This is a genomic window from Caulobacter sp. LjRoot300, from assembly GCF_964253875.1.
In the GTDB taxonomy this organism is placed as follows: domain Bacteria; phylum Pseudomonadota; class Alphaproteobacteria; order Caulobacterales; family Caulobacteraceae; genus Caulobacter.
Window position 1 is genome coordinate 40,709 of sequence record NZ_CAXUSA020000007.1, and the last position, 21,534, is coordinate 62,242.

Annotated in this window: 25 protein-coding genes and 1 pseudogene; 15 read left to right on the plus strand and 11 right to left on the minus strand. The window is 70.1% G+C overall.

Going from position 1 to position 21,534, the window contains the following annotated elements:
• Window positions 1-244: 244 nt before the first annotated feature.
• From ACSQ2G_RS20730 to ACSQ2G_RS20745, 4 genes and pseudogenes are all read left to right on the plus strand, one after another.
• Window positions 245-2,432: pseudogene (locus ACSQ2G_RS20730) on the plus strand (putative bifunctional diguanylate cyclase/phosphodiesterase).
• Window positions 2,433-2,568: 136 nt separating this feature from the next.
• Window positions 2,569-3,033 carry a recombinase family protein gene (locus tag ACSQ2G_RS20735; protein ID WP_436034120.1) on the plus strand — a complete coding sequence of 155 codons (465 nt, stop codon included), beginning with the start codon at window positions 2,569-2,571 and terminating at the stop codon, window positions 3,031-3,033.
• 10 nt (window positions 3,034-3,043) lie between these two features.
• Entirely contained in the window at window positions 3,044-3,880 is an 837-nt protein-coding gene (locus ACSQ2G_RS20740) for a helix-turn-helix domain-containing protein (protein WP_436034122.1), read from the plus strand.
• 71 nt (window positions 3,881-3,951) lie between these two features.
• Window positions 3,952-4,503, plus strand: coding sequence for a DUF1579 family protein (locus tag ACSQ2G_RS20745; RefSeq protein ID WP_436034123.1), 552 nt, complete (start codon window positions 3,952-3,954; stop codon window positions 4,501-4,503).
• Window positions 4,504-4,695: 192 nt separating this feature from the next.
• Here ACSQ2G_RS20745 and ACSQ2G_RS20750 read toward each other — a convergent pair whose 3' ends face one another.
• From ACSQ2G_RS20750 to ACSQ2G_RS20760, 3 genes are all read right to left on the minus strand, one after another.
• Window positions 4,696-5,715, minus strand: a complete 1,020-nt coding sequence (locus tag ACSQ2G_RS20750) for a beta-eliminating lyase-related protein (protein WP_436034124.1) — start codon at window positions 5,713-5,715, stop codon at window positions 4,696-4,698.
• 211 nt (window positions 5,716-5,926) lie between these two features.
• Window positions 5,927-7,027, minus strand: coding sequence for a Zn-dependent alcohol dehydrogenase (locus ACSQ2G_RS20755; RefSeq protein WP_436034126.1), 1,101 nt, complete (start codon window positions 7,025-7,027; stop codon window positions 5,927-5,929).
• A gap of 133 nt (window positions 7,028-7,160) precedes the next feature.
• Window positions 7,161-7,631 carry a chemotaxis protein CheW gene (locus tag ACSQ2G_RS20760; protein ID WP_310087033.1) on the minus strand — a complete coding sequence of 157 codons (471 nt, stop codon included), beginning with the start codon at window positions 7,629-7,631 and terminating at the stop codon, window positions 7,161-7,163.
• A gap of 227 nt (window positions 7,632-7,858) precedes the next feature.
• Between ACSQ2G_RS20760 and ACSQ2G_RS20765 the strand changes: the two genes are divergently transcribed.
• Entirely contained in the window at window positions 7,859-8,287 is a 429-nt protein-coding gene (locus ACSQ2G_RS20765; protein ID WP_436034128.1) for a hypothetical protein, read from the plus strand.
• A gap of 301 nt (window positions 8,288-8,588) precedes the next feature.
• On the opposite strand, the gene ACSQ2G_RS20770 is transcribed toward ACSQ2G_RS20765, so the two are convergent.
• A complete protein-coding gene (locus tag ACSQ2G_RS20770; RefSeq protein WP_436034130.1) occupies window positions 8,589-9,383 on the minus strand; it encodes an inositol monophosphatase family protein in 795 nt (264 codons plus the stop codon).
• Window positions 9,384-9,763: 380 nt separating this feature from the next.
• Here ACSQ2G_RS20770 and ACSQ2G_RS20775 point away from each other — a divergent pair, with 380 nt between their 5' ends.
• The 3 genes from ACSQ2G_RS20775 to ACSQ2G_RS20785 all read left to right on the plus strand — a co-directional run bounded on the left by ACSQ2G_RS20775 (window position 9,764) and on the right by ACSQ2G_RS20785 (window position 11,496).
• On the plus strand, window positions 9,764-10,156 hold the full coding sequence (locus tag ACSQ2G_RS20775) for a hypothetical protein (protein WP_436034132.1): 393 nt from the start codon (window positions 9,764-9,766) through the stop codon (window positions 10,154-10,156).
• Window positions 10,153-11,019, plus strand: coding sequence for a sigma-70 family RNA polymerase sigma factor (locus tag ACSQ2G_RS20780; protein WP_436034134.1), 867 nt, complete (start codon window positions 10,153-10,155; stop codon window positions 11,017-11,019). The genes ACSQ2G_RS20775 and ACSQ2G_RS20780 overlap by 4 nt, the downstream gene beginning before the upstream one ends.
• 138 nt (window positions 11,020-11,157) lie before the next feature.
• Complete coding sequence (locus tag ACSQ2G_RS20785) at window positions 11,158-11,496, plus strand: endonuclease domain-containing protein (protein WP_436034136.1); 339 nt, start codon at window positions 11,158-11,160, stop codon at window positions 11,494-11,496.
• 59 nt (window positions 11,497-11,555) lie between these two features.
• Here the strand turns inward: ACSQ2G_RS20785 and ACSQ2G_RS20790 are convergent, their stop codons facing one another.
• Window positions 11,556-11,975 (minus strand): hypothetical protein, encoded by a 420-nt coding sequence (locus ACSQ2G_RS20790; RefSeq protein ID WP_436034138.1) that lies wholly within the window; start codon window positions 11,973-11,975, stop codon window positions 11,556-11,558.
• Window positions 11,976-12,051: 76 nt separating this feature from the next.
• Entirely contained in the window at window positions 12,052-12,711 is a 660-nt protein-coding gene (gene thiE, locus ACSQ2G_RS20795; RefSeq protein ID WP_436034139.1) for a thiamine phosphate synthase, read from the minus strand.
• A 276-nt stretch (window positions 12,712-12,987) separates the two neighbouring features.
• Between thiE and ACSQ2G_RS20800 the strand changes: the two genes are divergently transcribed.
• The 4 genes from ACSQ2G_RS20800 to ACSQ2G_RS20815 all read left to right on the plus strand — a co-directional run bounded on the left by ACSQ2G_RS20800 (window position 12,988) and on the right by ACSQ2G_RS20815 (window position 15,396).
• A complete protein-coding gene (locus ACSQ2G_RS20800; RefSeq protein ID WP_310087045.1) occupies window positions 12,988-13,173 on the plus strand; it encodes a (2Fe-2S)-binding protein in 186 nt (61 codons plus the stop codon).
• A 145-nt stretch (window positions 13,174-13,318) separates the two neighbouring features.
• Window positions 13,319-13,798, plus strand: coding sequence for a bacterioferritin (gene bfr / locus ACSQ2G_RS20805; RefSeq protein ID WP_436034142.1), 480 nt, complete (start codon window positions 13,319-13,321; stop codon window positions 13,796-13,798).
• A 280-nt stretch (window positions 13,799-14,078) separates the two neighbouring features.
• Window positions 14,079-14,669: a tryptophan-rich sensory protein gene (locus tag ACSQ2G_RS20810; protein ID WP_436034144.1), complete on the plus strand. Its 591-nt coding sequence runs from the start codon at window positions 14,079-14,081 to the stop codon at window positions 14,667-14,669.
• Window positions 14,670-14,757: 88 nt separating this feature from the next.
• Window positions 14,758-15,396 carry a DUF2799 domain-containing protein gene (locus ACSQ2G_RS20815; protein ID WP_436034146.1) on the plus strand — a complete coding sequence of 213 codons (639 nt, stop codon included), beginning with the start codon at window positions 14,758-14,760 and terminating at the stop codon, window positions 15,394-15,396.
• Between the two features lie 174 nt (window positions 15,397-15,570).
• Here ACSQ2G_RS20815 and ACSQ2G_RS20820 read toward each other — a convergent pair whose 3' ends face one another.
• The 4 genes from ACSQ2G_RS20820 to ACSQ2G_RS20835 all read right to left on the minus strand — a co-directional run bounded on the left by ACSQ2G_RS20820 (window position 15,571) and on the right by ACSQ2G_RS20835 (window position 18,112).
• Window positions 15,571-16,017 (minus strand): DoxX family protein, encoded by a 447-nt coding sequence (locus ACSQ2G_RS20820; RefSeq protein ID WP_436034147.1) that lies wholly within the window; start codon window positions 16,015-16,017, stop codon window positions 15,571-15,573.
• The gene (locus tag ACSQ2G_RS20825) at window positions 16,014-16,796 is read right to left on the minus strand and encodes an HvfC/BufC family peptide modification chaperone (protein ID WP_436034149.1); all 783 of its coding nucleotides are present in this window, start codon (window positions 16,794-16,796) and stop codon (window positions 16,014-16,016) included. The genes ACSQ2G_RS20820 and ACSQ2G_RS20825 overlap by 4 nt, the downstream gene beginning before the upstream one ends.
• Window positions 16,789-17,664 carry an MNIO family bufferin maturase gene (gene bufB / locus ACSQ2G_RS20830; protein WP_436034299.1) on the minus strand — a complete coding sequence of 292 codons (876 nt, stop codon included), beginning with the start codon at window positions 17,662-17,664 and terminating at the stop codon, window positions 16,789-16,791. Before bufB ends, ACSQ2G_RS20825 begins: the two co-directional genes overlap by 8 nt.
• A 160-nt stretch (window positions 17,665-17,824) precedes the next feature.
• A complete protein-coding gene (locus tag ACSQ2G_RS20835) occupies window positions 17,825-18,112 on the minus strand; it encodes a BufA1 family periplasmic bufferin-type metallophore (RefSeq protein ID WP_436034151.1) in 288 nt (95 codons plus the stop codon).
• A 219-nt stretch (window positions 18,113-18,331) separates the two neighbouring features.
• On the opposite strand from ACSQ2G_RS20835, the gene ACSQ2G_RS20840 reads away from it, so the two are divergent.
• Both ACSQ2G_RS20840 and ACSQ2G_RS20845 read left to right on the plus strand, forming a co-directional pair.
• A complete protein-coding gene (locus ACSQ2G_RS20840; RefSeq protein WP_028038015.1) occupies window positions 18,332-18,874 on the plus strand; it encodes a sigma-70 family RNA polymerase sigma factor in 543 nt (180 codons plus the stop codon).
• Entirely contained in the window at window positions 18,861-19,502 is a 642-nt protein-coding gene (locus ACSQ2G_RS20845; protein WP_436034153.1) for an NrsF family protein, read from the plus strand. The genes ACSQ2G_RS20840 and ACSQ2G_RS20845 overlap by 14 nt, the downstream gene beginning before the upstream one ends.
• A 156-nt stretch (window positions 19,503-19,658) precedes the next feature.
• Here the strand turns inward: ACSQ2G_RS20845 and efp are convergent, their stop codons facing one another.
• Window positions 19,659-20,228: an elongation factor P gene (gene efp, locus ACSQ2G_RS20850; RefSeq protein ID WP_436034155.1), complete on the minus strand. Its 570-nt coding sequence runs from the start codon at window positions 20,226-20,228 to the stop codon at window positions 19,659-19,661.
• A 110-nt stretch (window positions 20,229-20,338) separates the two neighbouring features.
• Here efp and epmA point away from each other — a divergent pair, with 110 nt between their 5' ends.
• Window positions 20,339-21,388: an EF-P lysine aminoacylase EpmA gene (gene epmA, locus ACSQ2G_RS20855; RefSeq protein WP_436034157.1), complete on the plus strand. Its 1,050-nt coding sequence runs from the start codon at window positions 20,339-20,341 to the stop codon at window positions 21,386-21,388.
• The last annotated feature ends 146 nt before the right edge of the window (window positions 21,389-21,534 follow it).

The following is a 21,534-nucleotide window of genomic DNA, read 5'->3' on the forward strand; positions in this document are numbered from 1 at the left end:
GATCGGCCATTGACCGCACCCCGGATCGAACGAGCCCAAGACTCCCCCCACCGGTCCTGCGGACCGCCTCCCCCATAGGGGGAGGGTCTTCACGCGTCGTCTTCGCTTGCCCGCCACGGTAAACACCCCGGCAAACACTGTGACGCCGCCGCGAAGTTTTCGTGAAATAGCCACGCTTGCGACCGCGGATTAGCCGGTCGTTAGCTCAGAAATGGTCCCTCCAGCCGCGAGTGGAGGCGTACCCATGTTCACCTTGCGAGACACCGTTTCTTCCCTGGTCCCGGCCCGCGCCGACACCCTGGGCAAGACGCTGTACGAGCGGTTCCGCGAGGAGCCGGACACCCTGATCGTGCCGGTGCTGGACGCGGACGATCGCCCGATCGGCCTGGTCGAGCGCAATGCCTTCTTCCTGCGCATGGCCGCCGAATACGGCCGCGCCCTCTACGCCCTGCGGCCGATCTCGGTGCTGATGGACCCCGACCCGCTGGTGGTCGAGGCCGAGGTCGAGCTGGCGGCGTTCACCAGCGACAGCCTGTCCTACCGGGCCAGCGACCTGCTGCGCGGCTTCATCGTCACCGACGGCGGCCGCTATCTGGGCGTCGGCACGGTGCTGGGCCTGCTGCAGGCCGCCAACGAGACCAACCGCCGGGGCGTCGCCGACCTGGCCGCGGCCAAGGCCAGCGCCGACCAGGCCCATACCTTCATGACCGCGGTGGTCGAGGCCATCCCGTCGATGGTGTTCGTCAAGCGGGCCGACGACCACGCCTATGTGCTGCTGAACCGGGCCGGCGAGAAGATCCTCGGCCACGCCCGCGCCGACATGATCGGCCGCACCGACGCCGACTTCTACCCGGAAGAGCAGGCCGCCATATACAGGGAGCGCGACGCCGAGGTGATCTCGTCGGGCGAGGTGCGGGTGATCGAGGAGGACCACGTGCCGCGCAAGGACGGCTCGGTCGCCCTGCTGCGCACCAAGAAGATCGCCATTCCCGGCCCCGACGGAACGGCGGAATACCTGCTGGGCGTCTCCGAGGACATCGCCGAGCGCAAGCGGGCCGAGGCCCAGATCGCCCGCCTGGCCCACTATGATCCGTTGACGGATCTTCCCAACCGCCTGCTGTTTCAGAAGGACCTGGCCGCGGCGCTGGGCCGCGCGGCCCGGCGCGAGGACCTTGTGGCGGTGCACTGCATCGACCTGGACCGCTTCAAGACCGTCAACGACACCCTGGGCCATCCGGTCGGCGACGCCCTGCTGAAGACCGCCGCCGAGCGCCTGCGGGCCTGCGTGCGCGAGGGCGACACCGTCGCGCGGCTGGGCGGCGACGAGTTCGCGGTGGTGCAGTGCGGCCTGACCGACCTTTCCGGCGCCACGCGCCTGGCCGGCCGCATCGTTGAGGCCCTGGCCGAGACCTTCGGGCTGCAGGGCCACCAGGTGATGATCGGCGGCAGCGTCGGGGTGGCCGTGTCGCCCAATGACGGCGCCGACAGCGACGAGCTGCTGAAGAAGGCCGACATGGCCCTCTACCGCGCCAAGGCCGACGGGCGCGGGACCTTCCACTTCTTCGAGCGGGCCATGGACGAGCAGCTGCAGGCCCGCCGCGCCCTGGAGCTGGACCTGCGCCTGGCCCTGGCCGAGGGCCAGTTCGAACTTTACTACCAGCCGCTGTACAGCCTGGGCGCCGACCGGGTGATGGGCTGCGAGGCCCTACTGCGCTGGCGCCATCCGGCGCGCGGCATGGTCTCGCCGGCCGACTTCATCCCACTGGCCGAGGAGATCGGCCTGATCAACCCGCTGGGCGAGTGGGTGCTGCGCGAGGCCTGCCGCGAGGCGGCCGGCTGGCCCGGCCACGTGCGCCTGGCGGTCAACCTGTCTCCGGCCCAGTTCCGCGACCGGCATCTGGTGTCCACCGTGGTCTCGGCCCTGGCCGCCTCGGGTCTGGCCGCCCAGCGGCTGGAGCTGGAGATCACCGAGTCGGTGCTGCTGCAGGACACGGCCGGCAACATGTCGATCCTGCACGACCTGAAGGCCCTGGGCGTGCGGATCTCGATGGACGATTTCGGCACCGGCTATTCCAGCCTCAGCTATCTGCGCAGCTTCCCGTTCGACAAGATCAAGATCGACCAGACCTTCGTGCGCGACATCCTCGACGACGCCGACGCCCTGGCGATCATCAAGGCGGTGCTCGACCTGGGCGCCAGCCTGGGCATCACCACCACGGCCGAGGGCGTGGAGACGGTGGAGCAACTGGACGAACTGCGCCGCCAGGGCTGCGGCGAGATCCAGGGCTACTTCATCAGCCGCCCCAAGCCGGCGGCCGAGATCGCGGCGATGCTGGGCGTGGTCGTCGCGCGGCAGGGCGGCCCCATCGTCACCTTCTCCCATGGGGAGAAGGAGGGGCCCGCGACGAAGTCGTGGGAGGATGAGGAGGTAAGGCGTCAGACGGCGCGCCGGCAGGGCGGTTCGTGAAGCTGGGGACAGGCGCATGCGCCTGTCCCCGACCGATTTATCCCCGACCTTTGCGCCTTCACCCCTAGCCTCGCGCCGCGATCTTCGCCACACAGCGGCCCATGCGCATGGTCGGCTATCTCAGGGTTCCGCCCGTCAGGGGCGTGGTGATCGACGGGCCGCAGTCGCAGCGGCTGTTCGAGGCCGGCTGCGACCAGCTGTTCCACGACCGCTGCTACGGCCTGGCGGTGCACAAGCCGGGGCTGGACCAGGCCCTGGCGGCGATGAAGCCTGGCGACGTGCTGGCGGTCATCAACCTGCACGCCTTCGCCGCCCACCTGGTCGACCTGCTGGAGGCGCTGGCGCGGCTGGAGGCGGCCGGGGTTCACCTGCTGACCCTGGCCGAGGGGATCGACACCCGCCAGCCCGGCGGCTTCTTCACCGCCTGCGCCCAGCTGGCGACCTTCCATGACCAGCGCCGCATGGTGCGCACGGCCGAGGAGAAGATCGTGCGCGACGGCGGGCGGCGGTCGGCCGAGACTGGACAAGCTTCCGAGCCAGTCCCAGATCTGGGTCCCGACGCCTGAGGACATCGCCATGACCGCCGCGCCCGCACCGAGACGTCATCCGGACGGGCGCCCGGCCATCGGCGTGCTGCTGCGCGAGCAGCGCGCGGCGCGGCGGATGAGCCAGCTGGACCTGGCCAACGAGTCCGGCGTCTCGGCCCGCCACCTCGGCTTCATCGAGATCGGCCGGGCCCAGCCCAGCCGCGAGATGATCGCGCGCCTGGCCGACGCCCTGGGTCTGCCGCTGCGCGAGCACAACGCCCTGCTGCTGGCCGCCGGCTACGCCCCGCAATATGGCGAGCGGGCGCTGGCCAGCCCTTCGATGGGGTCGATGGGCCAGGCGATCGACCTGATCCTGCGCCACCAGGAGCCCTATCCCGCCTTCGTCATCAGCCGCCGCTTCGAGGTGCTGGCCGCCAACGACGCGGCGATGCGGGTCAACGCCTTCCTGATGGAGGGGCGGTCCAGTCCGCACACCAACCTGCTGCGCCAGGTGTTCGACCCCGACGATTTCCGCCCGGTGATCGCCAACTGGCCCGAGGTGGCGGCCAAGTTCGTGCGCCAGCTGCAGGACGAGATGATGGCCTCGCCCCACGACCCGGCGCTCCGCCGGCTGCTGGACGACATCCTGCGCTATCCCGACGTGCCGGCCGCCTGGCGGCTGCGTGCGCTGGGCGCCGAGCCGGACCCGGTGCTGACCATGGTGTTCAACAGCCGCGCCGGGCCCCTGCGCTTCTTCGAGACCATCACCACCTTCGCCGCCCCGCGCGACGTGACGCTGGACGAGCTGCGCATCGACTGCGCCTTCCCGGCCGACGACCACACCGCCCAGGTCTGCGCCCGGCTGGCCGCCGGCGAGTTGCGCTGACCCGCCAGGTAGTTGCGGCCGCCGGCGTCCCCGCGCACCTCTGCCGTCGTGTTCAATCGGAGGCGCGGATCATGCGGAACGGGTTCAAGGCGGCGCTGGCCGTGGCGGCGGTGATGGTCGCGATCGCGACGGGCGGAGGCGCGCAGGCCGCGCCGCAGGACGCCGAGCACGCGGCCCTGGCCCGGTTCGCCGGCCACTGGACGGTCAGGCAGAGCTACTGGACCCGCCCCGACAAGCCGCCGGCGGTCGACCAGGGCGAGGCCGACCTGGCCATGGTGCTGGACGGCCGTCACCTGCGGCAGGACCTGCGGATCGCCGGCCAGGACAAGCCGTTTCAGGGCCTGGGCTATATCGGCTACGACACGGCGGCGAAGACGTTCTTCAGCACGTGGATGGACGTCAACTTCACCGGCCTGATCGTCGCCCGGGGCGCCTATGACGCGGCGGCCGGTCGCTACACCTTCCTCGGCGAAACGCCCGACTTCGACCATCCGGGCCAGTCGATCCCGCTGCGCGAGGTGCTGACGCGCCAGGACGACGACCACTTCACCTACGCCTATTACGAGACGCGCGACGGGCGGGAGGCTCAGGCGGTGCGGCTGGACTACACGCGGGTGCGGTAGGGCGGTGGCCGGGGTATCTCCTTTTTTCCGTCATTCCCGCCCTTGTGGCGGGAACCCCTGGTTCAGCCGACGGTGAGACGCCTTGGCGCGCCGGCGCGCTACCCTCCCGCACCTGCGGCGGATAGAGGGGTTCCCGCCACAAGGGCGGGAATGACGGCTGAAATTGGAATCAGGCTTGGAGGTCGATAGCTCCTACGCCACGTCCCTCAGCGCCTCGCCCAGTTCCTCGACCATTTCCGGCGTCGTCGCCCAGGAGCACATGAAGCGGGCCGTGCCGTCCAGGAAGCGGTAGACGAACCAGCCCCGCTCGCGCAGGCGCTCCAGGGCCGCGTCGTCCATGTCGACGAACAGGCCGTTGGCCTCGACCGGGTGGCGCAGGGGGAAGGGCATCAGGGCGGCCAGCTTACGGGCCATGGCGTTGGCGTGAGCGGCGCGAGCGGCCCAGGGCCCGCCGTCGCCGGCCTCGCCCAGCAGGCCCAACCACGGGGCGGACAGGAACCGCCCCTTGGAGACCAGCTGGCCGGCGTGCTTGAGGCGGGCGTCCAGGCGCCGGGCCAGGGCCTTGTCCAGGAACACCACGGCCTCGGTCGGGGTCGAGCCGGCCTTGGTGCCGCCGATCACCAGGATGTCGACGCCGATCTTGGCCACCCGCCTGAGGTCGAAGCCCGCCGCCACGGCGTTGGCCAGGCGCGCCCCGTCCAGGTGGACGCCGTAGCCCCTGGCCTTGACCGGCGCGATCAGGGCGGCCAGGTCGTCGGCGCTGTAGACCGTGCCGTACTCGGTGGCGTTGGTCAGGGACAGGGCGGCGGCCGGCTGGCGGTACGAGACGTCCGGCTCGTTCAGGGCCAGCTCCAGCCCCGGCAGGGCGATCTTGCCCGAGGCGCCCGGCAGGCCGACCAGCCCCATGCCCTGGCCGAAGAAACCCGGCGCGCCGGTTTCGTCGGTGCAGATGTGGGCGTGCTCGTGGGCCAGCACCGCCTCGTGCGGCCGGGCCAGGCAGGTCAGGGCGAAGGCGTTGGCGGCCGTGCCCGAGGCGGTGAACCGCACCTCGGCGTCGGCGTCCAGCAGGGCGCGGATGCGGTCGGCGGCCGCTTGGCTGACGTGGTCGGTCCCATAGCCCGACGCCGTGCCGTCATTGGCGGCGACGATCGCGGCGATGACCTCCGGCATGGCCCCGGCCACGTTGTCGGAGGCGAAGTCGTAGCGGGCCATGGGGAGTCTCGGGGGTTGACGGTACCGACCGGATGCCATGGCGGGGGCGGTCACGTCCAGCATCCCTCACGGTTGTCATCCCGGAAGCCTCGCAGAGGCTGTCCGGGACCCAGGGGACTGGGCCGATGCGGTGCGGTTCACCTGGGTCCCGGACAAGCGCTGCGCGCTTTCCGGGATGACAACCGTTGGGGGCCAAGGGCGCTGCGAAGGATCAATCGAACACGATCACCGACCGCGCCAGTTCCCCCCGCTTCAGCTCGTCGAAGGCCGAGTTGACGTCCTCCAGCTTGATCCGCCGCGAGATCAGCTCGTCCAGCTTCAGCTTGCCGCCCATATAGGCGTCGACCAGGCGGGGCATGTCGACGGGGAAGCGGTTGCTGCCCATGAAGCTGCCCTGGATCTTCTTCTCGCCCAGGAAGTCGGGGCCGTGCAGCTCGATCATCGTGCCGACCGGGATCATGCCGATGATGTTGGCCGTGCCGCCCCGGCGCAGCATCTTGAACGCCTGCTCGGCGGTGACCTTCAGGCCGATGGCCTCGAAGCTGTGGTGGACGCCGCCGCCGGTCAGGTCCTGCACGGCCTTGACCGGGTCGTCGGCCCCGGCGTCGATCACGTCGGTGGCCCCGAACGATTTGGCCAGCTCCAGCTTGCCCGGGATGCGGTCGATGGCGATGATCCGGCCGGCCCCGGCCATGGCCGCGCCGTTGATGGTGGCCAGGCCCACGCCGCCGCAGCCGATCACCGCCACGGTCTCGCCGGGCCGCACGCCCGAGGTGTGGATCACCGCCCCGACCCCGGTCATCACCGAGCAGCCGATCAGGGCGGCGCGGTCGAACGGCATGTCGCGGCGGATGGCGACGCAGGCGTGCTCGTGCACCAGCATCTGCTCGGCGAACGACGACAGGTTCAGGAACTGGGCCATCTTCGTGTCCCCCGACCCCGAGAGATCCTCGCGGAATAGCCGCGGTTCCTCGCCCTTGGCGCGCTTGGTCTCCGGACTGATGCAGAGACTCATATGGCCGGTCAGGCAGACCTCGCAGTGGCCGCAATAGGCGCTGAGGCAGGTGATCACGTGGTCGCCGACCTTGACGGTGCGGACCTCGGACCCGACCGCCTCGACGATCCCGGCGCTCTCGTGGCCCAGCACGGCGGGCAGGGGATGGGGATAGGAGCCTTCGACGAAATGCAGGTCCGAATGGCAGACCCCGGCGGCCTTGGTGCGGATCAGCACCTCGCGCGGGCCCGGCTTGCCGATCGAGACCTCCTCGATCGTGAGCGGCTTGCCCACCTCGCGCAGAACGGCGGCCTTCATCGGCGATCTCCCGGGTTCGTTTCGGGAGACCCTAGCGGGCGGGCGGGGGGCGAAGGAAGGGGTGTTCGAACAAATGTTCGGGGGCGGTGGGCGCGGCTGGGGACAGGCGCATGCGCCTGTCCCCGATCTGGCCCTAGGCCGCGATCGCCACCTTGCGCTCGGGCAGGATGGCGTCCACCGACAGCAGCACGATCATGGCGGCCTCGGTGGTGATCACCGCCGCCACCAGGGGCGAGGCGGCGTCCTCGCCGAGCGGCGGGGGCGGGCTGATGGCCTCGGCCGGGACGATGAAGCTGTCGCAGACCGCGTCGACCAGCAGGCCGGCGACGTCGTCGTGGTGCTCGACCACGATGATCACCTGCCGGGCGCTGTCGGCGGCCACGCCCTTGCCCAGGCGTTCGGACAGGTCGATGACCGGCATCACCTGGCCGCGCAGGTTGATCACGCCGCGCACATAGGGCGGGGCGTCGGGCAGCGGGGTGGCGGGGGTGACGCCGCGGATCTCGCGGACCGCGCCGACCGGCACGCCATAGGTCTGGGTCCCGACCTCGAACGACAGGATCTGCAGAGCCTCGCCGGCCGCGTAAGCCACGTTCCTGGACATCGCCTGGTCGCCTTCAAGCTTGGCGCCGCCCGTTCTGGGCACCGTCTCGCCCGCAGCCTCGCGCGGAAAGGTGAATAAATCGGCCTGGTTTCAAGGATTTGAGTCCCGGCGGGCCGGCCGCCGAAGCTGAAAGCCCCGTTCAGCCTGCGTTCAGCCGCCGGGTCCGACACTGGCCGCAAGATGGAGACGGGCCGTAGCCAGCGCCTGCTCCAGGAAGGAACAGCGTCATGACCCGCACTCTGAAGACCACGATCGGCCACATCGCCGCGGGCGTCGCGGCCCTGGCCATGGTCGCCGGCGCGACCGCCGCCTCGGCCCAAGGCTACCGTCACGGCGGTTATGGCGGCTATTACGGCGGCCGCCACCACCATCACGGCAACGACGCCGGCGTCGCCATCGCCGGCGGCATCGTCGGCCTGGCCCTGGGCGCGGCGATCGCCGGCAACAACAACGACCACTATCGCCGCGGCTACGACTACGGCTACGCCCCCCCGCCGCCCCCGCCGCCCCCGCCGCGTTACTACGGCGGCTACGGCTACGGACGCCCCTACGGCTACGGCTACGGCCGGGGTTACGGCTACGGCCGCGACTGCTGGACCACCCGCGACTACGACCGCTGGAGCGGTTCGGTCTACGAACGGACCGTCTGCCGCTAGGGCAGGGTCCATCCCGACACGAAGACGCCCCGGGTTCGCACCCGGGGCGTTTTTCGTTTTGGACGGCCCTCATGCGTCCGCTCATCCTGGCGAATGTCCATAGGCGCCAGGTTACAAAGTTCCTCATCCTGAGGCGCCCGCGCAGCGGGCCTCGAAGGACGCAAGGCCGCCAGCTTCGTGCGTCCTTCGAGGCCCGCCGCTACGCGGCGAGCACCTCAGGATGAGGAATATCAAGCCAGCCTATATGCCTGACGCCCAAACCTAGCGCCTATGGGCATTCGCCGGGATAACCGGTGTTCGGCTAGGCCGCCCGCAGCCGCTCCAGCACCAGCGGGTGCAGCTCCTGGTTGGTGGCCAGGATCGAGACGCCGGCCAGCGGGTCGCCATGCTCCTCGATGGTCGAGACCTTGCCGCCGCTCTCGGTGACCATCAGCACGCCCGCCGCCACGTCCCAGGGCTTGATGTTGCGCTCCCAGTAGCCGTCGAAGCGGCCGGCCGCGACCCAGGCCAGGTCCAGGGCCGCGGCGCCGAAGCGGCGCACGCCGGCGACCTTCTGGCTGACCTGGTGCAGCTCCTTGAGGAACTGGGCGTGGCCCGGCTTGCCCAGGAACGGCACGCCGGTGGCCAGGATGCTTTCGTCCAGGTGGCGGCGGGCCGCGACCCGCAGGCGCTTCTCGGCGCCCAGATAGGCGCCCTTGCCCTTCTCGACCCAGAACAGGTCGTTGGTGATGGGGTTGTAGGTGACCCCGGCCACCACCTCGCCCTCGCGCTGCAGGGCGATGTTGACCGCGAAGTGGGGGATGCCGTGCAGGAAGTTGGTGGTGCCGTCCAGCGGGTCGACGATCCAGGTGTGGGTCTTGTCGGTGCCCTCGACCAGGCCGCGCTCCTCGCCCAGGAAGCCGTAGCCGGGGCGGGCCTTTTCGAGGATCTCGAAGATCACCTGCTCGGCCTTCTGGTCGGCGACGGTGACGAAGTCGGCGGGACCCTTCTTGGACACCTGCAGCTCGGTGACTTCGCCGAAGTCACGGGCCAGGCCGCGGGCTGCTTTACGCGCAGCGTCGATCATCACGTTCAGGAGGGCGGAAGCGGTGGCCAAGGCGGGTGTTCCTCATAGTTCCCCCTGCGCGGCGTCGCCCAAGGGGGAGCGACGGCGGGGGATATGCATGCGGGCGGATAGAAAGATCGGGAAAGTGGGCGCGATACCTAGTCGCGTAGGCGCGCGAAAGCAAGGCGAGGGGATTTTGTCGCGTTCCCCCACCCCCGCTCATCCCGGCGAACGCCGGGATCCAGATCCCATGGCGGTGTGGCGGGTTGGAAGAGCTCGGCGTCCTTGGCGTCCGACCCAAAGCCATTCCATCTGGGTCCCGGCATTCGCCGGGATGAGCGGATTTTTGGATTTGAGCGGCTAAACCAACCCGCCATGTCACATCCGCGACGCGAATCTCGTCCTGCTTCTGAACAACGGAGACCACGACGATGCGATGGGCGAAATGGATCCTGCCGGTGCTGTTGGCCATCAACGGCGCGGTGATGATGCTGGCCCCGGCCTGGTGGTATCCGCGCGTGCCGGGGGCGATCGAGACCGGGCCGCTGAACGACCACTTCGTGCGCGACGTCGGCGCCGCCTACCTGGCCTGCGCCCTGGCCCTGAGCTGGGCGGTGAGGGACCCGGCGCGCGGGCTGGGCGTCGCGGTCGCCTCGGCGACTTTCCTGACCCTGCACGCCGCCATCCACCTGGTCACCCCGTTCTGCGGGACGAGCCTGCCCTGGCCGCTGCTGGTCCGCGACTTCCCCGGCGTGTTCCTGCCGGCGATCGTCAGCCTGCTGGTGGTGCGGTCGTGCTTTCGGCGCCAGAAGAGGACGGCATGAGCGAACAGGATTCCATCTTCGAGGAACGGCGCGGGGCGATGACCGGCCTGGCCTACCGCATGCTGGGCTCGCGGGCCGACGCCGAGGACGTGGTGCAGGACGCCTGGATCCGCTGGCGCGGCGTCGAGGCCGACGCGGTGGCCAACCCCGCCGGCTTTCTGAACAAGGTGGTCACCCGCCTGTGCCTGGACCGGCTGAAATCGGCCCGCGCCCGGCGCGAGGTCTATGTCGGCGAGTGGCTGCCCGAGCCGGTGGTCGACGACGACCATGAGCGGCTTCACGACGATTTGGGCGAGGACCTGTCGGTGGCCTTCCTGCTGGCCCTGGAGCGCCTGACCCCGCTGGAACGCGCCGCCTTCCTGCTGCACGACGTGTTCGACGTTCCGTTCGCCGAGGTGGCCAAGACCCTGGGCCGCGGCGAGGCGGCCTGCCGCCAGCTGGCCGCTCGGGCCCGCGAGCACGTCAAGGCCGGCAAGCCGCGCTACCGGCCCAGCCCCGAGGAGGAGCAGCGCCTGACGGGCGCCTTCCTGGTCGCCACGATGAGCGGCGACGAGAGCCTGCTGCGCGGCATCCTGGCCCAGGACGTGGTCATGCATTCCGACGGCGGCGGCATCGCCAAGGCGACGCTGAACCCGGTGTTCGGCCTGGAGAAGGCCGTCCGGCTGGTGCTGGGTCTCAAGAAGAAGTGGCCGACCCCCGAGGGCGCGACCGCCCGTCTGGCGCGGATCAACGGCGCGCCGGGCATCGTGCTCAGCCACGACGGCGTGGTGTTCCAGACCATGGGCCTGGAGATCGTCGACGGACGCATCGCCGCCGTCTACACGATGCGCAACCCGCAGAAGCTGGCGCGGCTGAATTCTTAGCGCGGGCCCCTCCCTCTCTCTCTTTGAGAGAGGGAGGGGCCCGCCGCGAAGCGGTGGGAGGGTGAGGGGTGAAGGCGTGGGCAGTGAAACCCCCGTTACTCCGCTTGCCGGGGATAAAAACGCAGCCAAGCTCGCCCCATGAACCCGATCCCCAACGCCCGCCGCCTGCGTCGCCATCAGACCCGTGCCGAGGAAAAGCTCTGGGCGATCGTGCGCGGTCGCCGCCTCGGCGGCTTCAAATTCCGCCGCCAGGTTCCGATTGACCGCTATTTCGCCGACTTCGCCTGTTGGGCCGCCAAGCTCGTCGTTGAACTCGACGGTCCGACGCATGAAGAGCGCGAACTCCATGATCTGGTTCGCACCGAGGTTCTGGAACGTTGCGGATATCGCGTGCTGCGGTTCGACAACGATCTTGTGCTGGCCGATCCCGGCGGCGTGGCCGAGGCCATCGGCGCGGCGCTCCGGCCGAGGGCGTGACCCCTCACCCTCCCACGCTTCGCGCGGGCCCCTCCCTCTCCCCTCCGGGAGAGGGCGATTTAAGGCAACGTCACCTTCGGCAGGGTGTCCCTGGTCTCGCAGGCCACCCGGCCGGCGCCGCCGGCGGCGCCCTTGATGTCTTCGATCTTCTCGCCCGTCCGCCAGCCCTTGGGCAGGCCCTGGTCGCCGGTGAAGTCCATGCCCAGGTCGATCCACTTGTCGGTGGCGCAGTCCAGGGCGAAGACCATGATCGGCCCCTTGCTGGCCGGCCAGGCCTTGTAGGGGCCGTTGGGCCGCCCCTCGGCGATGCGCAGCACGATCAGGCCGGACGCCTGGTCCACCCGCATGAAGTCGGCGTCGTAGAAGGTCTTCGCCTCGCCGGGCGAGGGCTTCCAGTTCTCCGCCAGGGCCGCGCCGGCGACCGCCGTCGCCAGGCCCAGGACGGCTACGCCAAGCCAACACAGTTCAAGCCGCCGCATGGGCGTCCTCCCCGTTTCTTATCGTTGGAGGAAGGGTACGCCCGTCAAGCTTGGGCGGCAAGTTCCGCGAACGGCGTTATCCGTCGCGCGCGGCCTGGCGGGCTGCAAGCCCCTGGGCGATGGCGGCGTTGAGCGCCGCGACGCCGGCCGCCGGGCCGCCGGCGTGCTTCCAGACCCCGGCCGAGACGGCCAGGAAGTCGGCCCCGGCCGCGGCCAGGCCGGCGGCGTTGTCGGCGGTGATCCCGCCGATCGCCACCGAGGGAACCTCCATGGTCTCCTGCCAGATCGACAGGATTTCCGGATCGGCGGTGGTCGGGGCCTCCTTGGTGGTGGTCGGGAAGAAGGCCCCGAAGGCCACGTAGTCGGCCCCGGCCTCGGCGGCCTCCATGGCCAGGTGGCGGCTGTCGTGGCAGGTGACGCCGATCATCGCGCCCGGCCCCATGATCTTGCGGGCCTCCTTGTAGGGCGTGTCGCTCTGGCCGACATGGACGCCGTCGCAGCCCAGGCGCGCGGCCAGGTCCGGCCGGTCGTTGAGGATCACCGCCACCTCGCGCGAACGGGCGATGGGGCTCAGCGCCTGGACGGCGGCGGCGATGATGTCGTCCGGCGCGTCCTTCAGCCGGATCTGCAGCGCGGCCACGTCGCCGCCGTCCAGCGCGGCGGCCAGCTCGCGGCCGAAGCCGGCCAGGTCGTCCAGGGCCGGCGGAGTGATCAGATAGAGGCGGCAGTCGGTCATGGGCCGGGATTACGCCGATTTGCCGGAACGGGCGAGAGGCTGAGAGGCAAAGGTCCTCCCCCCGTGGGGGAGGCGGCCGAAGGCAGGTGGGGGGAGTTTTGGGACCGAGGACCCAGGGTGCGGCCAACCCCCGACCAATCCCCCCTCCGTCGGCTTCGCCGACACCTCCCCCACAGGGGAAGGATTTAGGGTCTCTTTGTCGCACTGCGAGTCAGTTGCAAAAGCTTTGCGCCTGAGCTACATGAGAATGACAATCATTCGGCGGGACCTGCGGCCTTGTACGTCTGCAACTGTAACGGCATTCGCGAGCGGGAAGTCCGCGCCGCCATCGACGCCGGGGCCACCCGCCCGGCCGAGGTGTTCCGTCACAAGGGCTGCCAGGCCCAGTGCGCCAAGTGCGTCTGCGAGATGCGCCAGATGATCCAGGACAACCGCCAGGCCTTGGCCTACGCCGCCGAATAATCGGCCGCAAACCGCGAAAATCCGTTATCGCGAAGCAGTCTCACGCTTTTCCGTGAGGCTGAGAAACACTTGCAGACATAGCGGTTGAAGCCGTCGCCCCGATAGACCACGGTCGCGCCGAATCCAGTCTTTTGAGGAGGCCGCCATGCAAGGCGATCCCGGCATCATCCGGCTCTTGAACGCGGTGCTCACCAACGAGCTGACGGCGGTGAACCAGTACTTCCTGCACGCGCGGATGTACGACAACTGGGGCTTCAAGCGCCTGGGCAAGATCACCTACGACGAATCGATCGGCGAGATGAAGCACGCCGACAAGCTGATCAACCGCATCCTGTTCCTGGAAGGCCTGCCCAACCTGCAGGACCTGCACAAGCTGAAGATCGGCGAGACCGTGCCCGAATGCCTGGCCAGCGACCTGTCGGTCGAGCTGGGCGGCCGCGAAACCCTGATCCCCGGGATCATCCAGTGCGAACAGGTCCGCGACTATGTCAGCCGCGAGCTGCTGCGCGAGATCCTCAGCGACACCGAGGAGCACATCGACTTCCTCGAGATGCAGCTGGGCCTGGTCAAGGCGCTGGGCGAGCAGAACTACCTGCAGAGCGCCGTGGGCGAACTGCCGGCCTAGGTTGAAGGCCAGAGCGCAGACCCTCCCCCTGTGGGGGAGGCGATCGCGCAGCGATCGGTGGGGGGAGTTTTTAGGGGTGTCGATCCTTGAAGCGGTCGAGCGGCGATCAGTCCCCCCTCCGTCGGCTTCGCCGACACCTCCCCCACAGGGGGAGGACCTAAGAATCTCGTCGGGACGGGCGGGGCGCAAAGCGATCATGCTGACCTCACAAACCGTTGTCTCGCTTGGGAACCAAGGTCCAGCTAGGCGGTTACAAGCATGTTTAGCGAGGAGTCCCGTCATGCACATCCCGAACGGCAAATCCCACGGGAGGCGGACTCACGCCGGCCGCGAGTCGTTCGAGATCGACGCCAAGGCCGACACCCCCGCTTCGGCCGGCGCCCAGCTGGCCCTGGGCCTGGCGGTGGCCGGCGGTGCGATCCTGCTGTCGACGGTGCTGGGCCGCCGGCATGAGCGGATGATCGACGACGAGGAATATGCGGTCGGCTACGCCGAGATGCACGAGCCGGTCGCCCACCAGCCCAAGATGCTGACCAGCCTGATCCTGCCGCCGCTGTTCATCGCCATGACCCTGTCGGGGCTGCGCATCTGGAACGCGCCGTCCAGCCCCACCCGCACCCGGGCTCTCACCCTCTGGAGCTTGGTCCAGGGCTTCAACGCCCTTTGGCTGGCCCTCGGCGCCAAGCGCGTCGGGGGGCAGCTTGGGGCCGCGACCGCGTCCCTGGCCGCCTCGGCCGCCTACGCCCTGCAGGCCCGCAAGCTGGTGGCCCCGGCCTCGGGTTTCAACAGCCCCTATCTCGGTTGGCTGGGCTTCGCCAACGCCCTGACCGAGGAGCTGTGGAAGCGTCCGCGCCGCGCGACGATTCATTAGGATAACGCCGGTCCGCCGTCGTTCAGCGGCCGTTCAGGCGGCCAAGCCCTAGCTTTCCTCCGAGCCAAGTCTTTGGGGGAGTTTTCACATGAACCGTCGTCTCTGGACCTTGGGGATCGCCGTCGCGACCGCCGCCTTGGCCGGCTGCGCGACCATGAGCCAGGAGGCTTGCCTGCAGGGCGACTGGGCCGGCGTCGGCTTCAAGGACGGCCAGGCCGGGCGGGCCCAGAGCCGGCTGGACGAGCACGCCAAGGCCTGCGCCAAGGCCGGGGTGGTCCCCGACGCCGCGCCCTATTTCGCCGCCCGCGACCAGGGGCTGAGGCTCTATTGCACCCAGGACCGCGGCTTCGACGAGGCGCGCCGCGGCAACGGCTATGCCGGGGTCTGCCCGCCGGACGCCGAGCGCGGCTTCCTGGTCGGCTATGCCGACGGGCAGCTGGTCCATGACGCCGTCTCGCGGCTCAGCCAGGCGGAGTCGGAGCGCGACAGCGCCGACCATCGCGCCGAGAAGCGCGACCGCCAGGCGAGCGGCGTCGAGGACGAGCTGAAGAACCCCAAGCTGAACGACGAGCAGAAGCACGAGCTGCGCGACCGCCTGAACCGCCTGCGCGCCGAGCGTCGCCAGGCGGTGGAGGACGGCCGCCGCGCCGACTGGGCCGCCCGCGACGCCGAGCAGGAGGTCGACGCCCTGCGGCATCGGTTCGGGCCGCGGTACGGGGGATGGTAGATTCACCCTCTCCCAGAGGGAGAGGGAGGGGCCCAAGCGAAGCTTGGGAGGGTGAGGGGTTTAGGCGTCGGACGGCGTGCCGACAGGGCGTTTGTGTGAAATCGGTAAGGGCGTAACCCCTCACCCTCCCAACCGCTGCGCGGTCGGGTCCCTCCCTCTCCCTTTGGAAGAGGGTTATTTCAAACCCGCCACCCGATCCAAACTCCACTTCCCCCCGCCCTTGGCGACCAGGAACAGCAGGATCGCCGCCCAGGACAGGTGGGTGCTCCAGGCGTCGGGATAGACGAACACTTCGATCACCAGGGTCATGCCCAGGAACGCCAGGGCCGAGAGCCGGGTGAACAGGCCCAGCACCAGCAGGATCGAGAACAGGTGCTCGCTGTAGGTCGCCAGGTGGGCGGCCAAGTCCGAGGGGATCAGCGGCAGAGCGTAGTCGTCGGCGAACAGCGAATAGGTCGAGTCGGTGATGTGCAGGACGCCGTCGACCTTGGTGCGGCCCGACAGGAAGAACACCGAGGCGATCCCCAGGCGGGCGACCAGGGCCAGCGCCCCGTCGGGCAGGGCGCGATGGGCGGCGGCGGCCAGGGCGTCGAACGGCCGCTTCAGGATAAGGTCGATCATGCGGGATCTCCAAGGTCGAGGCCGCTGAACACGCCGTCGGCGATCAGGGCGGCGAAGAGGGCGGCGAGGTCGGCGGCGGGATCGGCCTGCCCGGCGGCGGTGATCGCCTCGCCCAGGCTGGCGCCGTCTCGAGCGGCCGCCAGGAAGGCGAAGCCGGCGAGATCGAGGACACGGCTGGTCACCGTGTCTCGGGGGCGAGCGATCAAGATCGCCTGCGGGTCTTCTCGCAGCGCCAGCTCGCCGGGCTCGGGCTGGCGGGCCGCCAGCCACAGGCCCGGCAGGCCGCTGTCGAACCCCGCGAAGGCCAGGCTGGGGTGCAGGCGCGGCCGGGCGGCGGCCAGGATGTCCGGGGCCAGGGCGAAGGCCTCGGCGGCCAGCGGCTCGGCCTCGGGCGCGAACAGCGCGGTGGTCCACATCCGGTCCAGCCGGGCCATGGCCGGCAGGTAGGGGAGGTCGCCCGCCGGCGGGAAACGCTCCAGCCAGTCCGCGAAGGCCTCGCCATAGGCCAGCAGGGCGGCGCTGGCGGGCGGATGCTCGCGGGCGAACAGGGCGGCGGCGGCGCGGAACCAGTCGTCGCCGACCAGGCCGGCCACGGTCGGGAAATTGGCCGCCAGGGCGTCGACGCAACCCTTGGCGATGGTGTTGCGATAGACGGCCAGGCCGGCGGGCTCGGCCTCGCCGCCTCCATCGCTGTCTGGCAGCCAGCCGGCGATCGGTGCGGCGCTGCGTTCGGCGAGGGCGGCGACGAAGGCGTCCTGGAACTGGCCCAGCTCAGACATGCGTCGGCTCCGCTGGGAGCGGCTGGGGACCGGCGCGTGCGCCTGTCCCCAGCGGTGTCCCCGTCAGCATGCCATGCGCCCGGTCGCGCTCGGCCATCAGCGCCGCGAAGGCCGGGATGTCGTCGTCGCGCTCGATCAGGGTCGGGCGCGTACCGATGCGGTCGACCAGACGGCGGTACAGCGTCCAGACGGCTTCGGCCACCGGCGCGCCGTGGGTGTCGATCAGCAGGGTCGAGCCGCCTTCGTCCGCGCCATGGCCGGCCAGGTGGATTTCGCCGATCGCCTCGGCCGGCAGGGCGTCCAGATAGGCCTCGGCCGCGTAGCCCAGGTTGCTGGCGCTGACGAACACGTTGTTGACGTCGACCAGCAGGCCGCAGCCGGTGCGGCGGGCCAGCTGCCCCAGGAACTCGGTCTCTTCATAGTCGTGCCCCGTCAGCGGCAGGTACAGCGACGGGTTCTCGACCAGGATCGTCCGGCCCAGGGCGTCCTGGGTGCGGCCGATGTTGCCGGCGATGCGGTCCAGGGCCGCGCGGGTGCGGGGGAAGGGCAGCAGGTCGGGCTGGTGGACGCCGCGCCAGGCGCTCCAGGCCAGGTGCTCGGAGACCACGAACGGCTCGAACCGGTCGGCCAGGGCCTTGAGGGCGGCCAGGTGGGCGGGGGCCAGATCGGCGTCGGCGGCCAGGGACAGGCCCACCCCGTGCAGCGACAGCGGATGCTGGCGGCGGATCGCCTCCAGCGCCCGCAGGCGCGGCCCGCCGGCGGCCATGTAGTTCTCGGGATGGACCTCGAACCACAGGCCTTCGTCCTCGGCCGCGAGGGCGTCGGCGTAGTGCTGCGATTTCAGGCCGAGGCCGGCGGTGGGGGGCATGGTGGTCATTCCGAGCGCGAAATCGGTTGTCATCCCGGAAAGCGCGCAGCGCTTGTCCGGGACCCAGGTGAACCGCAAGGCATCAGCCCAGTCCCCTGGGTCCCGGACAGCCTCTGCGAGGCTTCCGGGATGACAACAGCAAGAGCGGCGGCCTTGGGCCCTAAGCCTTCGGCGTCAGCGAGCCCGTGCCGTTCGGGGTCTTGATGCTGGTGCAGGTCCCCTTGGCGACCTTCTTCCAGCTGTCGCCCTGGTAGTCGACCTTGGAGGTGCCCGCGCACGAGGTGCCGGCGCCGGCCTTGCAGTCGTTGTGGCCGGCCTTGGCCACGCCGTAGCACTTTTCCATCTCGACCTTGGCCGGCTTCATGTCGTCGCGGGCCATGGCGGCGCCGGCGCTCAGGGCGAAGACGGCGGCGAGGGCGAGGGCGGGGGTCTTGGTCACGAGGCTCATGGGGAACGTTTCCTTCGTCGGTTCTGGCCGCGCCCGGCGCCGTTCGTCGGCCCGTCCTGCGCGGTCAAGGGTGAGTTACGGACGGGGGCGGCCAAAGGTTACACCGGTATCCGAACAAAAAATGCGGCGCCCGAAAACATCCTCGCGCCGAAAGCCCCTTTCCCGTCGCGGGCCGGCGCGTGTAACCATCGGCCCGTCTCGCGCGAACAAGGGGGAGGCGTGACGGAAACCGAAGCCGCCCTGAAGGCGCTGATGCTGCTGGGCCTGGACGGCGACGCCCCGGCCTATCGGCTGCTGCTGTCCCAGCTGGGCGGCCGGCTCCGCGTCTATTTCGAGCGCCGCATGCGCGACGCTCCCGGCGATGTGGAGGACCTGGTGCAGGAGACCCTGATGGCGGTGCATACGCGGCGCGCGACCTATGATCGCGCCCAGCCGTTCACCCCGTGGGCCTTCGCCCTGGCGCGCTACAAGCTGATCGACCACTGGCGGCGGCGCAAGGTGCGGGCGACCACGCCCATCGACGATTACATCGAAGTCCTGGCCGCCTACGCGCCCGAGCCGGGCTCGGCCATGGACCTGGACCGGGCGCTGGAGACCCTGCCCGAGCGCCAGCGCAAGCTGGTGCGCGACGTCAAGATCGAGGGCCTCAGCCTGGCCCAGGCCGGCGAGCGGGCCGGCGTCTCGGAGGGCGCGGCCAAGGTCGCCCTGCATCGGGCGCTGAAGAGCCTCGGAGAAAGGATGCGCGGCCGTGCGGACGGATGATCTGATCGATCAGCTGGCGGCCGACCCGCGCGCCATCCCCGCGGGGGCGGTGCAGCGCCGGTTCGCCGGCGTGGCCGTGGCCGCGGCCCTGGCCGCCCTGGTCATGGTGCTGGCCTGGCTGGGCGCGCGCCAGGACCTGGCCCAGGCGATGACCGGCCGGATGTTCTGGATGAAGGCGGCCTATACCGCCCTGCTGGCCGTGGCGGGCTTCTGGGCCCTGGAGCGCCTGGCCCGGCCCGAAGGCGCGCCGCGCAAGGCCCTGCTGTTCGGGGCCCTGGTGCTGGCGGTGTTCGTCGGCATGGGCCTGGGCCAATGGCTGGCCGCCGATCCGGAGCACCGGCGGATGATGATGATGGGCGGATCCTGGAAGGTCTGCTGCCGCTACATTCTCACCCTGGCCCTGCCGGGGCTGGCGGCGACGCTGGCGGTGCTGCGCGGCATGGCCCCGACCCGCCCGGCCCTGACCGGCTTCGCGGCCGGCGCCTTCGCCGGCGGGGTGGCGGCCACGGTCTACGGCCTGCACTGCGGCGAGAGCACGATGGTGTTCGTGGGCACCTGGTACACCCTGGGGGTGCTGGGGACGGGCCTGCTGGGCGCGGTGGTGGGGAAGTGGGCGCTGCGGTGGTGACGGCCCACTTCTGAAACGCGAAAAGCCTGTCATCCCGGACGAAGCGCGGAGCGCGAAGATCCGGGACCGGGCCGAAGCGCTGAGCTCAGGCGTCGGTCCCGGCTCTCCGCTGCGCTGCGGCCGGGATGACAGGCTTTTCGAAGCTCGCGAGGACGATCAGTCCTTGGCGCGTTCCTGGTACGAGCCGTCCTCGGTCAGGATGATCACCTTGGTGCCGGCCGCGATATAGGGCGGGACCATGGTGCGCACGCCGTTGCTGAGCACGGCGGGCTTGTACGACGAGCTGGCGGTCTGGCCCTTCACCGACGGTTCGGTGTCGACGATCTCCAGCACCACGGTGCGCGGCAGTTCCAGGGCGATCGGCGCCTCGTTGTGCGTCGACAGCTGGACGGTCATGCCTTCCTGCAGATAGGCGCCCAGGTCGCCGACCACGTCCTCGGTCGCCACGAGCTGATCGTAGCTTTCCGGGTTCATGAAGTGGTAGCCCTCGCCGTCCTGGTACAGGAAGGTGTGGTTGCGCTGGTCGACGAAGGCGCGCTCGACCTGCTCGGTCGTGCGGTAGCGTTCCGACACCTTCACCCCGTCCGAGATGCGGCGCATGTTCAGCTGGGTGACTGGGGTACCCTTGCCGGGGTGGATGTTTTCGGCGTTGAGGACCACGTAGAGCTTGCCGTCCATATCGACGACGGAACCCTTCCTCAGCGAGCTGGCGGCGACTTTAGTCACTTAGTTCGTCCTTGATCCCGCGGCGGCCCGAAGCCGCGCGAATTTGCGTTGGATATCGCCCTCCTATAGCGATCCTCGCCAAGTTCGCCAGCCCGACCAGGGACTTTCCCGTGCAAGCACCCTCAGCCTCGCCCTGGTGGCGGCCCGAAAACCACGCCGACCGGCGGCCGTTCCTGCTGGCCCGCAACCGGATCAAGGCCGCGTTCCGGGCCTGGTTCGAGGCGCGGGACTTCCTGGAGGTCGAGACCGCGGCCCTGCAGGTCTCGCCCGGCAACGAGGCCCACCTGCACGCCTTCGAGACCGCCGCCCTGACGCTTTCCGGGGAAAGCGCGCCGCTCTACCTGCACACCTCGCCGGAGTTCTCGTGCAAGAAGCTGCTGGCGGCGGGCGAGCGGCGGATCTTCGATTTCGGCAAGGTCTGGCGCAACCGCGAGCGCGGGGCGCTGCACCATCCGGAGTTCACCATGCTGGAGTGGTACCGGGTCGGCGAGCCCTACCAGGCCCTGATGGACGACTGCGCGGCGCTGCTGGCCCTGGCGGCGGAGACGGCGGGAACCCGGCAATTCCGCTTTCGCGGCCAGGCCTGCGACCCGTTCGCCGCGCCTGAACGGCTGACGGTGGCCCAGGCGTTCGAGCGCCATGCGGGCGTCGACCTGCTGGCCTCGATCGGCCCCGGCGGCGAGACCGACCGCGACGCCTTGGCCGGCTCGGCCCGCGCCGCCGGGATCCGCGTCGCCGACGACGATACCTGGGCCGACGTGTTCAGCCGGGTGATCGTCGAGAAGGTCGAGCCGAACCTGGGCGTCGGCCGCGCGACCATCCTCTGCGAATATCCGGCCGCCGAGGCCGCCCTGGCCCGGCCCAAACCCGGCGACCCGCGCGTGGCCGAACGGTTCGAGCTCTATGCCTGCGGCGTCGAGCTGGCCAACGCCTTCGGCGAACTGACCGACGCCGGCGAGCAGCGCCGTCGCTTCGAGGCCGAGATGGACGAGAAGGCCCGGGTCTATGGCGAACGCTATCCGCTGGACGAGGACTTCCTGGCCGCCCTGGCGATCATGCCGCAGGCCTCCGGTTCGGCCCTGGGCTTCGACCGCCTGGTGATGCTGGCGGCGGGCGCGTCACGGGTGGACCAGGTGCTGTGGACGCCGGTGGCGGGGTAGCTGAAGACTTCGTCGTCACCTTCGTTGTCATCCCGGAAAGCGCGCAGCGCTTGTCTGGGACCCAGGGTAACCGCACCGCTTCGGCCCAGTCCCCTGGGTCCCGGACAGCCCCTGCGAGGCTTCCGGGATGACAACGTTTGGGGAGG